Below are 12,713 nucleotides of genomic sequence, written 5' to 3' on the forward strand. Positions count from 1 at the left end.
GCCCTCGCGGCATTCCATGCCATCAGAGTCCCATGGATCGAAGCAGCGCTTCGCTGAAGAGCGGCATGGTCAGGGCAAAGATGGCGGCGACGTAGGCGATGCCAAGGGCGCGGGGCCAGCGCCGCACCGGCAGACGTGACTCGACGGCAACCAGTGCGCCGTGCACGAGGAAGAAAGAGCCCATCGCCGCGGCGGGCCCGAGCCCTGCACCGATGAACGTGGGGTAGACGTGAACGAGACCGCTCACGGTGAATGCGAGGAGCGTCCCCATACGACGAAAGCCCGCGCGCGCGAGGGGCGCGTGAATGTGCTCGCGCAGCCAGGTGCTCACCGGGAGGTTCCATCGCTGGCCCCAGAATTCCACGAGTGTGCGCGATAGAGCCGGAGCTCGATAGAGCGGTGGGATCTCGAATCCCGCGGCGGCGCCGGCGGTGCGAACGAGCCGGTCCAGGCTCTCACCCGCGGCCAACACGGCCAGGGCCGCCGTCATGCTGCGCGCGAGCTGACGCGCGGAGCCGAATGGAACCTCGGCTGCGAAAAAGCGATGGGCCATGAAGAAGAGCGCCATGCTCGCAGCGCCGAGGAGCATCCCCGCAAACGCAAGGCTCCGCGGAAATCGACGCTCGCGCATCCGGCTCACGCGCCGCGGATCGACCAGCGGGAATAGAAGGATGACCATGCGTTGCGCCGGACCAAAGGTCTCGGGTGCACGCGCAATGTCGATGACGCGAAGGAGGCAAGCGGCGACGGAGTAACCCGCAAGCGTTCGCGCGGCGACGGCTTCCGCGGGAATGCAAAGCGGGGCCGCAAGCATCGCGGCACCGAGGAGGATGACGGCGGTCACCAAAGGAGACTACGCGCAGTGACGATGCGGAAACAAACGAACGCGCGGCCCCAAAGCCCCACCGCACGGTCGTTCTGCACCCGAGAAAACGCGAATGGTCATCATCGAAACGCGGGCAAATGCGCGCGACATTCGACATTGACTTGTGAGGAAGGAGCCGGAGTATTGCCGCGCGCCTCTCGTGCGAATCGGCTGCACGAGCCCGTTGCCACTGTGGGTGACGCACACTCGGGCACCGGCGAGGGGAGCAAGGGGATGTGGCCATGTCGGTCGTGCACGAGATGCATTCGAAGGCAGCATCGTGGCTTCGTTCGTTCGCGCTTTTCTGGTCTTTTGCGATCTTTGCCGTCGCTGGGCCCATGGCGCACGCACAATCTGCCGATTACACGCAAGGCGTCGATCCACTCGGCGCAACCGAAGCGCGGATAGGGTTCCGCCCCACTACGCCATCGGCGCTGGTCGATGTGCACTATTTGAAGGACGGGGCCAATCAGCAGAATTTCCGAATGGCCAACAATGGGGGCACGTGGCAGCAAACCGTGGCCTCCCTTACCGCCGGGTCGGTCATTACCTATTGGTTCACCTACGAAAAAGGCGGACCGCTCTACGATACGTCCCATTTCACGTACACCCATGGCGGGGGTGGTGGTGGTGGCGGCGGCGGAAACGGCACCTTTCCCGTCGCATTCCAGAACAACACCCGCGGAAGGTGGACCAACGGTCAAATCTTCGTGACGGTCCTCGGCATGGCGACCCCCGGCGAATGGTCATACCTGAAGCCGAACGGCACGCTCACGCACATCAATCACCTCGAGGAAAGCGCCCCGGGCCACTTGACCAAGAACGGCCGCAACTACGCGAACATGTCGTTCTCACTGCTTCAAGCGTCCACGGTGACCATCCCAACCCGGGTCGAGGGCGGACGAATGTACATTTCGCTCGGTTCACCCATGTTCATTCCAATTTCGCCCGACGATCGCGGGTGGGGCGGCCCCGATCTGCACAATTCCGGCGACCCCAATGCCGACGTGTACTTCGATTGGTACGAATTTACCTACGCATTCGGTGCGATTCCATTCGGTGGAAATACCACGCAGGTGGACATATTCGGTTTTCCGATGACGGCACGGCTGCAGCAGTCCGCGATTGGCTACGATCAATCGGTCGGCATCACGCTGACCCGCGATCAAACGCTGGCGCAGTACAACTCCACCGTGGGCCCGGCATTTCGGCCGCTCGCCAACAATTTTCGAATCATCGCCCCGCGCTCGTCGGCGTCGTTCGCGCCGGGCGGCAGCCAGGCGAACTACCTGCAGCCGATCATCGACCAGGCCTGGACGTTCTATACGAACAATCCCTTCCAGCTGACACGGTTGAACCAGACCTTCTCTGGGCGCGTGGTGAATGGCCGGCTGCAATTCACCAAGGACGGCGTGGGGCCGTTCTTTTTGAACAAGCCGACGACGAAGGACGTCGTCGAATGCTCCGGCGCACTGGCATCGGCGGGGATGAGCACCGTGGAGCTGGAGCTGGGCGCGGAGTTCTGTGCGGCCTTCAACCGCGGCGTCGCGCTGAACACGAGCCAATGGTACAACCGCTCCGCCTATTACGCGGCCAATCCGAAGAACGACTACGCCCAGTTCTTCCACGCCGTAGGCATCGACCAGCGTGCCTACGGCTTCGCGTACGACGACATCAACGATCAGAGCACGGTGAAGATTCTACCGAACTCGAACCCGCCGAGCCTATTGACCATCGGCATCGGCTGGTAGCCAACGGCAACGCATGGTCCGGTCGGGTCATTTCGGCCACGCCCGGTCGATCCAATCGGACCATGCTTTGACCCTCTGGGGGTCGGCGCCAAGATCGGTCGCGGCGATGATGCCATATTGATTGGTCTGGTCCGTCGTGGTCTGGGTCACGTCGTTTTTGATGTAATAGCGCCCCTTGTCGTCCTTCAGGACGGGGGTGCGCGCTCGGTCCAGGCAGAATCGGAAGCCTGCCAGCGGCTCACCGCCCGCGTTGTCGCCGAGCGAGGTGTTGTTCGGATCGCAACGGCGCCAATCCGCCGGGTTCGTGCCCACGAAGAGCGCGTTGTATTGCGAGATTGCGCCGTTGACCACCTTGAGGAACAAGCCGGGGGCCAACTGGTCCAGTGCGCGGTTCGGGTGACGCTGATTGGTATTGGGCCCCCAATCGAGGAAGTTGGTCGGCACCAGGTGCTTGAGCACCTGACCGCGCCCGTAGCGCCCCCGGTTGTTGAGCAAATTCTCCGGCTCTTTGGGATCGGGTTGATTCAACGGAATCGCGTTGTTCACGTACTGTGCGGACTTGATGCGATCGTGCAGGAGGCGGAAATACTGCGCGTTGCGCATTTCGGCGTGGGCGGGGGTCGACGTGCCGATGGCGTCGGCCAAGACCTGATCGAACCGCGTCAGGTACGGCCAGTCGATGGGAAAGTTCACCCAATCTCCCTGCCCGCCGGGATTCAGGCTGACCTGCATGGCGTACCATTGATTCGTGCGGTAGTACGATGCAACTTTGCGATCGGTCTCCCAGGCGAAATACCACTCGCGCTTGCCGCTGGCCGTCTGCTCTTCCTGGTAGAGCATGTGCGGTGCCAGAAAAAACGCGCCCGCCGTGTTGAAGGGCGATCCGCGCGACTCGCCGCGGCCTTTCCACGCCCCAGAGGCGTCTTTTTCGCCCATGAACCAGGCCTGGTTCCCTTCCAAACCGTATTTGTGCTCGAGCTCCCACATTTTCGTGGTCACCCAGTGCATCCCGCTCGACATCGCGCGCTCGATGAACGCCGCGTCGGTGAACGCGGCCGGAGCGCCCGCGGTGGTGCCGGGCGAAGCGTGCGCTTTCAGGTTCCTGGCGCCGTATTGCAAACCATAGAGGCCCGAGCCCGCGTAGATATGATTGCCGCGCCCGCCGCCCATGAAGCGGTACATGTCCCAACCGAAGTTCTTCAACAGGCCCTGGAGCGCGGCCCGATCGTTGGGGGTGAGGTGGCTCCAGTCGCCGTACTTGCCATTCGGATTCACATGCGCAGCAAGCCACGAATCGAGCTTCTGGTAGCTCGCCAACGGCGACGGGCGCGCACCATCGGCGAACTGGCCACCGGCCTCGAACGACCCCTCGGCGCGATTCTCGTTCGGCCACACGTCGGACGGGTGCGTGGTGGGGAGCCAGGCATTCCAGTCCGGGTACTGCAACGGCACGGGCATCTCACGCGCATTCATCGTCGCGGCGGGGTTCATCACCCTGTCGACGTCGGCCTGGGTGATCGCGGCGGGCGAGCCGTCCAGCGGCTTTCCAAAAATGGCATTCACGGTCGCCGATGCGCTGGAGAGCACGGCATCGAGGCCGCCGCCCGCAGCCCACTCGACCACGGGCTTGGCATCGAGGCCGGCCGCCGGCTGGTATGGCGGGGCCCACGGCGACGCCTGCGGCACGTGCGGAACATCGCGCTGCGCGTAGCGAACGAAGGCCGCGATTTGTTTGCCCTGCTGCTCCGTCAGCCCATGGTAGCGGCTGCGTTGCACGATGGCGTTGTTCGAATAATTGAAATACTGCAGATCGCGCGCGTTCTCCGCATGGCACGACGAGCAACTCGCGTGGATCTTCCGATTCACGATGGCCGACTTCGAAAGAACGTCCGCGCCGTACCACAGCTTCTTCCCCGCCTCGGCATCGGGGGACGCATTCTTGCCTGCCTCTTTCTCCACCTTTGGGTCGGTTCGCTGGATGGTCGTCTTGCCAATGTCCGCCGCGGCACCATCTTGCACCCGCACGTCGAGGATGCGGAAGCCGTTCGACTCGCCGTCGGTTCCGTTGAATCGGAATTGAATCCGATTGTACGACGGAAGTGCGACCAACCTCGCGCGGGTGGCGGCGTCCAGCTCCACGGTGATGCGCGTGGTGAAGAAGCCGCCGTTCACCCCGCCGCTGACCCTCTCGGGATCGGCGAGTTCGACGTTCGCGTCGGTGATATCGACCCATGGAACCGATGCATCGCGGGCGGCGTCGCCACCACCGATCAGCCGAAAGCTCGCTTTGACCTTGGTGGGCGCGGCCGTCGTGGCCTCGAATTCCGGAGCGCCATAAAAGCCGCACCGGCTGCATACGAAGTAGACCTTGGCGGCCTTGGCCACATTGGCCGCGTCGATACCCAAATTGGACTCGGCGATGGCCGGCGCCGACGGCGAACCGGTGCCCAGCACCTCGATGGGGAGCACCATCGTACCGGGCGGCGCGACCGACACTTCCGGGTTCGGCGTTCCGTTCTCGCCGTTGCCCTCACCTTCGTCACCACTTCCGGAGCTGCTGCACGCGCTCGCCCAAATACCGATGAGCACTGCCAAGGAGAGACATCCGCGCGTCTCCCACTTCGCCAAGAAGGTTCGCATGGGGCGATAATGATAAATATCATCATTGCGAGCAAGACCCATTGAACCGGCACGCGCACTTCCAGTCACCAGGTGAACATCATCTCCGGCTGGAAATGAGAATCGTTTCGTCGAGTTTTGTCGCGGCCGAGAGAGCGCCTGGCGCGCGGCCCAATCCCCCCGTTAGGGGCACGTCCCCCCGCCCGGCGCCAAAAAGATACCAGTGTGCGACAAAGGCCAATAGGGCTCCCCGCCGAGCGGCAAAGTTATGTACTTTGGCCCCTCTTCAAGGAGGCACCCATGAGAGCTATTTCGTTGGCACGGCATCGTCTCGCAACGTGGAGCGCGGGTCTGCTCCTTGGTTTGCTTCCGTTGGCCGGTGGCTGTGCGACGGATCAAAGCGGCGACGGGCCGCTTCGCGACGAAGGGCTCATGGCCCCGGCGCCCACCGGGCTCGCCCAGGAGCTCGATGGCATTTTGGCGAGCCCCGTGCTCGAGGGGGCATTGGCGAGTGTCGTCGTGCGCCATGCGGAGACGGGGGAAACGCTCTATTCGCATCGAGGCAACGAGCGACTCGCTCCGGCGTCGAATGCCAAGTTGCTTACGGCGGCGGCCGCGCTCGAGGTGCTGGGCACGGAGCACCGCTTCGAGACCAGTGTGTGGAGCGATGGGAAGCGGCTCGGCCCCGTTCTTCAGGGCAATCTCTATTTGAAGGGCACGGGCGATCCGAGCATGCTGGCGCAGGATTACGACGCGCTGGCGGCCAAGCTGGCCGAGTCGGGGCTGACCCTGGTTCAAGGGGAGCTTTGGGCCGACGATACGTGGTTCGACAGCGTGCGGCTCGGCAGCGGATGGGAGTGGGAGGACGAGCCCTATTACTACGCCGCGCAGGTGTCGGCCCTCACCGTTTCGCCGGATGGCGACTTCGACGCGGGCAACATCATCGCCGACGTGACCCCCGGCACCGCGGCGGGGCAGGCCCCGCGAATCGCATTTTTGCCGAATACCGATTACGTCAAGGTGGACAATCGCGCGGTCACCACGGAGGCCGGCTCGCCGAACACGCTCTCGGTCGAGCGCCAGCACGGGACGAATACGTTTCTCGTCACGGGCACGATGCCCCTGGATGCCGGTACGGACCGCAGCTACAACAGCGTGGCCGAGCCCACGGGCTATGCCGCGGCCATTTTTCGTGCGGCGCTGGAGACGCATGGCATTCGCGTGCTCGCGTCTGCGACGCGCTTCGGGGCGACCCCCGTGTCGGCGACGCGGCTGGCCGGGCGGAGTTCCCCGCCCCTTTCGGAGTTGCTCCCGCTCTTTCTCAAGTTGAGCAACAATGGGCACGCGGAGATTTTGACCAAGGCGATGGGGAAGGCCGTCCACGGCGAAGGGAGCTGGGACGCCGGAATTCAGGTTATCTCGGACTTCCTTTCCGCGAACGGGGTGAACGCGAATACGCTCCAGATTAGCGATGGCTCCGGTCTTTCGCGGCACAATCTGATCTCCGCCGAACACCTCGCCGCGCTGTTGCTGGCCGTTCGCGGCAAGCCGTGGTTCTCGAATTTCTACGAAGCATTGCCCATTGCCGGGGCTCCGCAAAGGTTGGTCGGGGGTACGCTGCGATCCCGCATGAAAAATACCGCGGCCGCGGGGAACGTTCATGCCAAAACCGGCAGTCTGGACGCCGTCTCGTCGCTGTCGGGCTACGTCGCCAATGCGGCGGGCGAGCCCTTGGTGTTTTCCATTCTGTTCAATCATTTCGTGCAAAATGGCGTGTCGCGCCTCGAAGATGCCATCGCCGTCGCGCTGGCCAATTCTGGCACCAAGCGCGACACGGCGAGGTTTCGTCAACCCGTGGGCGGGCGTGTGATCGAGGCGTTGCGCAAGCCGTAGCTGGTGGCGAGGGACGCAACGAGCAGCGCGAAGCCCATCGCGATGATCGTCGAGCCCCACGCCACGAGTGAGTGCGGCATCGGAACGAGCCCCGCCGCAAGGACGCCATGCACGAGGGACATGACGGGCGGCACGGCAGGGATCCGTGTGCGCGCACGCCATGCGACGAGCACCATGGCGAGGATCATGGCCAGATCGAGCGCGAAAGCGTGCGCCGGCCATGGACCGCCGGACCAGCCAAGGGTCCAAACGGCAAGGTAGGACGCGGCGATCGCAGCAACGAAGAGCCGCATGCGCGCGGCATCGCCGAGGGCCACGACCACCGCGGCGTCGGGCCCGCGGGGCGGCGATGCCTCCACCGTGCGGTACGGGGACGGTGACGCCGTCGCGGCCGCGTCGGCCCCCAATCGGGGCCAAGCGCGCGCGCCGAGCGCCATCGCCGCAACGACCGCGTGCAGGGCGAACGTGTCAGGAAGGAAGCACGCCGCCAAGACGAGCACCGCACCGACGAGGAGCCAGATGCGCGACTCACGCCGGATCCAGCGCACGGCCAGCAGGGCCGCCGCCGGCAGCATCGGTGCAAGGTGCAGCGTCTGCGCCGTCGACCACATGGTGACGTGTCCCACGGCGAGCCCCAGCCAAATGAGCCAGGTGGCGCGGAGCACACGCCGCAGAACGGTGGTGCCCCAGGCATCGAGCGGCACGAGGCTCACCGCGCCCTGGCCTTCGTGGAGCGTGAGCATCGCGAAGAGCCATATGCCGATGCACGCGCCGAGCTGGTTCGGTTCGAGGACGTGGAGCAACCGCGGAATGAGCGCCAATCCGAGCGCGCCCACGATGGCCGTGGCCATCGAGCGCGCCGAGGGGCGTATCTGGAAGACCCACGCGAGGGCTCGCAGCTTGGCCACGAACACGACGAGCCAGATCGCGGATGCCACGCCGCCGGCGGTACCGAGGTACGCGCACGTCTCGGTGTGGAGCGTGAGATCTCCCTGATAGACGACCGTGAGCAGCGCCAAGAGAACGGCGGGCCGGCGCTGACCAATGCGCACCAAAAGCGCAGCACCGCCGAGGAGCGCCACGGCATAGAGCTCGGCCACCGCGGCAACGCCGAGCGACCCGTAGAGATTCCCCTCCTGCGCAAGCCCCCGCGACCAGATCATCGTTCCAACGAGAACGAGCGTGGCGCTGCACAGATAAAATGGATTGTATTCGACGAACCATCGATGAAGGAGACGCGCCATCGGGCTCGTCTCCGCTTGCTCTTCCAATTGACCTTCCATGAGGTCGCGGGCACTGCAACGCTCGTACCGCGCAGCAATGTCGAGGATCCAACGATGGGAGCGTCCGGATCGTGCCAGAGTGGCATCGGATGCGGGCGATGCCGCGCAAGCTGTCAATGGCTACTCGCGTGTCAGCGCCACGACGAATTCCAGGAAGGCGCGAACCTTGGCCGACATGAGTTGTGCAGAATGATGGTACGCGTAAAGGGGATACGTTTCCTCGGCCCAATCCGGGAGCACTTGCACGAGGCGTCCGTCGTCGAGGAATTGGCGCGTGTAGAGCTCGATGAGCTGCGTGATCCCTTGCCCCGCGAGGCACGCCGCCACCAGCGGACCGCTCCCGTTCACCATGAGCTGTCCCGAGGCATTCACGGGAATGACCTTCTTCCCGCGCACGAACTCCCATTCGAAAGGGCTTCCGGTGGACGGATTTCGCATCTGCACGCACCGATGCTTCTCGATGTCGCGGGGCCGCCGAGGCATTCCGTACCGCGCAATGTAGGCCGGAGATGCGCAGGTGAGCACACGCGTGCGCAAGAGCAAACGCGATTTCAATGCCGATGGCTCGGGGAGACCAAACCGGATGGCTACGTCGAAGCCTTCACGAACCAGATCGCCCATGCGATCGCGCACGGCCAGCTCGACGGAGAGGTTCGGGTGCTGCTCGAGGAACGGCCCGAGGCGGGGCGTCAGCACGTATTGGCCAATGCCTTCGTCGATGTTCACACGCAGGCGGCCGCGAACGTTGGTCGAAGAATCCCCCGCCTCGACCGTCGCATCCTCGATGGCGAGCAAGTGGGGCGCGACCGATTCGTAGAAGCGAAGACCTTCGTCGGTGAGCGAAATGGACCGTGCCGTGCGACGGAACATGCGTACGCCGACACGCTCCTCGACGCGCGCCACCGCACGGCTCACGGCGGATTGCGTCAGGCCGAGTGCCTCCCCTGCGCGAACGAAGCTTCCGGCCTCCACCACCGCGCGGAGGATGCCGAGCCCCTCCAGCGCGTGCCTGTCGAATCCGCGAGACCTACTTTTAATCATGCTTAGCCTTCCCAATATGCACGTGCGGAAGGCTCGAGGAAACCGCATTCTCATCTACGCATCTCGCATCTCAGCCCGCCGCAACGCGGCAGACTCATTTCGACAAGAGGATTGAACCATGCGTGTTTTCGTTACCGGCGCGACGGGCTTCGTGGGCTCGGCGCTCGTTCAAGAACTCATCGGCGCGGGCCATCGCGTGCTCGGCCTCGCCCGCTCGGAGAAAGGCGCCAGCTTGCTCGCGGCGGCCGGCGCCGAGGTGCATCGGGGGGATCTCGAGGACCTCGAGAGCCTAAAACAGGGCGCCGCAGCGGCGGATGGCGTCATCCACACGGCGTTCATTCATGACTTCTCCAACATCGCGGCGGCCGGCGTGACGGACAAGCTCGCGATCGAGGCCATGGGTGCGACATTGGCGGGCTCGGAGCGCCCATTCGTCGTCACCTCCGCGACGGCGCTCGTCGCGCAGGGGCGTGTCGCAACGGAACGCGACACCCCGCTTCTCCAACCCGCCGCGGGCGCGCACCGCCTTGCCTCGGATCGGGCTACGCTCGCCTTGGCTTCGCGCAACGTGCGGGTGTCGCTGGTGCGCCTATCGCCATCGGTCCACGATGACGGGGATTACGGCTTCGTTCCCGCGCTCATTCGCATCGCCCGCGAAAAGGGAGTCTCGGCGTACATCGGCGAGGGACGCAACCGGTGGCCGGCCGTGCACCGGCGCGACGCCGTCCGTCTTTACCGGCTGGCGCTGGAGAAGGGGGCGCCAGGATCGACCTTTCACGGCGTCGCCGACGAGGGCGTACCGACGCGGGAGATCGCCGAGGTCATCGGCCGGCGATTGAACGTGCCCGTCATCTCGAAATCGCCCGAGGACGCGGCCGCGCACTTTGGCTGGCTCGCGCGCTTCTTCGGCCTCGACAACCCGAGCTCGAGTGCGCAAACGCGGGAGCAGCTGGGATGGAGTCCCCAGCACCCCGGGCTCCTGGCCGATCTCGAGCACGGCCGCTATTTCGAAGGAGCGACGTGACGCGCCCCTCGATGTTTCCCATCGCCCTTGGGTGCATGAGCATGGGCCGCGGAAGCTGGTATGGGCCAAGCGACGAGGCGGAAAGCATCGCGACCATCCACGAGGCCATCGAGCGTGGCGTGAACGTCATCGACACCGGCGATTTCTACGGCATGGGAAAGAACGAGCTCCTCGTCGGTAAGGCGTTGCAAGGCCGGCGCGACAAGGTGCTCCTCAGCGTGAAATTCGGAACGCTCCGGGCACCCGACGGCACCCTCCTCGGGTACGACACGCGTCCGGCCGCGACGAAGAATGCCATTGCGCATAGCCTGTCTCGCCTTGGCGTCGACTGCATCGACATCTACAGGCCCGCGCGCCTCGACCCCGCCGTCCCCATCGAAGATACCGTGGGGGCCATCGCCGACATGGTGAAGGCGGGCTACGTTCGCCACATTGGCCTGTCCGAGGTCGGCGTGGACACGATTCGGCGCGCGGCCAAGGTGCATCCGATCTGTGATCTGCAAATCGAATACGGTCTGCTGAGTCGCAGTGTGGAAGCTCGCATCATCCCGGTCCTACGCGAGCTGGGAATCGCGATGACCGCGTACGGGGTGCTCTCTCGCGGGCTGCTCACCGGCGCGAAGCCCGCGGGCGCCGGCGACGTGCGCGCGAACATGCCGCGCTTCGCGGCGGGCAACTCCGAACGCAACGGACCACTCGTCGAGGCACTCGCTCGCGTCGCCTCGGAAAAAGGCGTGTCCCCCGCGCAACTCGCCATCGCGTGGGTCCGCGCCAAGGCCACGGCTCAAAATGTGACCATCGTCCCACTCATGGGCGCTCGCACGCGCAACCAGATCCGGGACGCGCTGTCGAGCCTCGAGGTTCGGCTCGACCCATGGGAGGTCGGCGCCCTCGAGGCCGCGGTCCCCGCCGGTCGCGTCGCCGGAACGCGCTATGCAGAGTCCCACATGGCGATGCTCGATAGCGAGAGGTAACTCCTTGACGCTCCGCCGCCGTTCAGCGCCGAGGTAAATCGCAGAGCGCGCGCTCGGCCAACTGAAACGCGGCGGCGTTGGTCGCCGACTCGTCGATGGTGCTGCTCATCGAAATCACGATGCTGCGGGCGCCATTGGCTGTGATACCGGTGCGTGTGTGCGGCGCAACGGGGCTGTCGCCCGCATGGTGCCAATAACCGCCGCACACAGTTGGAGTCCAGAAGATGCCAAGGCCGGCGCGGGTGCCGGCAGGGCCTTCGCTCTCTGGCATGGGAACCGTTCGTTGCATTTGCGCGAGCTCTTGGTCGCGAAGCAGCTTTCCCGTCACGAGCGCGCGGTAAAACCGATTCAGGTCCGTCGTGGTGCTGATGATGGCCGAATCGGCCGTATGCTCGAGGGTATTTTCGGTCGTATCGATGGGGGCCGCGCCCTCGTTCACACGCATGTACACGCGGGCGTGGGGCATGGGGAGCGCGGGATCGGAGCTTGTTACGAAGGTGTGTTTCAGTTCGAGCGGTTCCACGATGCGTTGCAGGACCTCGTTGGACCAATCGTGGCCGGTGGTGACCTTGATGATCATGCCCGCGAGCAAATAGTTAGTATTCGAATATCCCCAGCCTTGGCCCGGCTCGAAATTCGGCGGATGCTTCATGGCGATGGCGACGAGGGCTTCGGGCGATGTCTGGTCGTATAGGGCCCGCGCGAAGTCCTCGGCCAAGTATTTCTGTAGATCGTCGTCTCGAACGTAATCGTAGATTCCACTGGTATGTTGAAGCAATTGGCGCACCGTGATGGCGTTGCCGTCGTACGCCTGCCCCGCCACCACGCCGGGTAGCCACCTCTCGACCGTATCCTCGAGCGAGAGCTTGCCCTCGCCAACGAGCTGCAAGACGACCGTGGCCACGAAGGTCTTCGTGACGCTGGCTACGCGAAACTGTGCGTCCCATGGCACGGGATCCTCTTTTCCAAGGGTGGCCACGCCGGCGCGCGCACGGATGGCGCCTTCCGGGGTGACCACCTCCGAGAGCACGCCGACGATGTCCGCGCTCCGGCGAACGCTTTCCAGCTCCGTGCGAAGGGCCATCTCGTCGAAACGTGCCGGGGCTTCGCGCGCGTCGTCCGAGCACCCGAGGGCGGTGACGCCTGCGAAGGACAAAAGGAGATAAGGCAGTCGAGAACGAAGGGGCATGCACCAAGGTGCCCGACCGCGCTGCGAATGTTCATGGCCTGCGATCCGCGTTTTCGAGGGGCAGAGTTGACACT

Annotated in this window: 9 protein-coding genes; 4 read left to right on the top strand and 5 right to left on the bottom strand. The window is 64.7% G+C overall.

What is annotated here, in order from left to right; genetic code table 11:
* Positions 1-22: 22 nt before the first annotated feature.
* Positions 23-844, bottom strand: a complete 822-nt coding sequence (locus LVJ94_27300; GenBank protein WXB00618.1) for a membrane bound O-acyl transferase family-domain-containing protein — start codon at positions 842-844, stop codon at positions 23-25.
* 263 nt (positions 845-1,107) lie between these two features.
* Between LVJ94_27300 and LVJ94_27305 the strand changes: the two genes are divergently transcribed.
* The gene (locus LVJ94_27305; GenBank protein ID WXB00619.1) at positions 1,108-2,616 is read left to right on the top strand and encodes a glycoside hydrolase family 64 protein; all 1,509 of its coding nucleotides are present in this window, start codon (positions 1,108-1,110) and stop codon (positions 2,614-2,616) included.
* Positions 2,617-2,643: 27 nt separating this feature from the next.
* Here LVJ94_27305 and LVJ94_27310 read toward each other — a convergent pair whose 3' ends face one another.
* Positions 2,644-5,256: a hypothetical protein gene (locus tag LVJ94_27310; GenBank protein ID WXB00620.1), complete on the bottom strand. Its 2,613-nt coding sequence runs from the start codon at positions 5,254-5,256 to the stop codon at positions 2,644-2,646.
* 279 nt (positions 5,257-5,535) lie between these two features.
* Between LVJ94_27310 and dacB the strand changes: the two genes are divergently transcribed.
* Positions 5,536-7,128 (top strand): D-alanyl-D-alanine carboxypeptidase/D-alanyl-D-alanine-endopeptidase, encoded by a 1,593-nt coding sequence (gene dacB / locus LVJ94_27315; protein WXB00621.1) that lies wholly within the window; start codon positions 5,536-5,538, stop codon positions 7,126-7,128.
* Here dacB and LVJ94_27320 read toward each other — a convergent pair.
* Together LVJ94_27320 and LVJ94_27325 are read right to left on the bottom strand one after the other, a co-directional pair.
* A complete protein-coding gene (locus tag LVJ94_27320; protein ID WXB00622.1) occupies positions 7,083-8,411 on the bottom strand; it encodes a hypothetical protein in 1,329 nt (442 codons plus the stop codon). The genes dacB and LVJ94_27320 overlap by 46 nt on opposite strands.
* 120 nt (positions 8,412-8,531) lie before the next feature.
* Positions 8,532-9,452: a LysR substrate-binding domain-containing protein gene (locus LVJ94_27325; protein ID WXB00623.1), complete on the bottom strand. Its 921-nt coding sequence runs from the start codon at positions 9,450-9,452 to the stop codon at positions 8,532-8,534.
* 118 nt (positions 9,453-9,570) lie between these two features.
* Here LVJ94_27325 and LVJ94_27330 point away from each other — a divergent pair, with 118 nt between their 5' ends.
* Both LVJ94_27330 and LVJ94_27335 read left to right on the top strand, forming a co-directional pair.
* The gene (locus tag LVJ94_27330; protein ID WXB00624.1) at positions 9,571-10,476 is read left to right on the top strand and encodes an SDR family oxidoreductase; all 906 of its coding nucleotides are present in this window, start codon (positions 9,571-9,573) and stop codon (positions 10,474-10,476) included.
* Positions 10,477-10,487: 11 nt separating this feature from the next.
* Positions 10,488-11,450 (top strand): aldo/keto reductase, encoded by a 963-nt coding sequence (locus LVJ94_27335; protein WXB10755.1) that lies wholly within the window; start codon positions 10,488-10,490, stop codon positions 11,448-11,450.
* A gap of 22 nt (positions 11,451-11,472) precedes the next feature.
* Here the strand turns inward: LVJ94_27335 and LVJ94_27340 are convergent, their stop codons facing one another.
* The gene (locus LVJ94_27340; GenBank protein WXB00625.1) at positions 11,473-12,639 is read right to left on the bottom strand and encodes a beta-lactamase family protein; all 1,167 of its coding nucleotides are present in this window, start codon (positions 12,637-12,639) and stop codon (positions 11,473-11,475) included.
* Positions 12,640-12,713: the final 74 nt, after the last annotated feature.

The organism is Sorangiineae bacterium MSr11367 (assembly GCA_037157805.1).
In the GTDB taxonomy this organism is placed as follows: domain Bacteria; phylum Myxococcota_A; class Polyangia; order Polyangiales; family Polyangiaceae; genus Pendulispora; species Pendulispora rubella.

Bases quoted from the DNA above. Each gene is read 5' to 3' on its own strand.
- LVJ94_27340 (WXB00625.1), bottom strand. From the start codon at position 12,639: ATGCCCCTTCGTTCTCGACTGCCTTATCTCCTTTTGTCCTTCGCAGGC.
- LVJ94_27325 (WXB00623.1), bottom strand. From the start codon at position 9,452: ATGATTAAAAGTAGGTCTCGCGGATTCGACAGGCACGCGCTGGAGGGG.
- LVJ94_27330 (WXB00624.1), top strand. From the start codon at position 9,571: ATGCGTGTTTTCGTTACCGGCGCGACGGGCTTCGTGGGCTCGGCGCTC.
- LVJ94_27305 (WXB00619.1), top strand. From the start codon at position 1,108: ATGTCGGTCGTGCACGAGATGCATTCGAAGGCAGCATCGTGGCTTCGT.
- LVJ94_27310 (WXB00620.1), bottom strand. From the start codon at position 5,256: ATGCGAACCTTCTTGGCGAAGTGGGAGACGCGCGGATGTCTCTCCTTG.
- dacB (WXB00621.1), top strand. From the start codon at position 5,536: ATGAGAGCTATTTCGTTGGCACGGCATCGTCTCGCAACGTGGAGCGCG.
- LVJ94_27320 (WXB00622.1), bottom strand. From the start codon at position 8,411: ATGGAAGGTCAATTGGAAGAGCAAGCGGAGACGAGCCCGATGGCGCGT.
- LVJ94_27335 (WXB10755.1), top strand. From the start codon at position 10,488: ATGTTTCCCATCGCCCTTGGGTGCATGAGCATGGGCCGCGGAAGCTGG.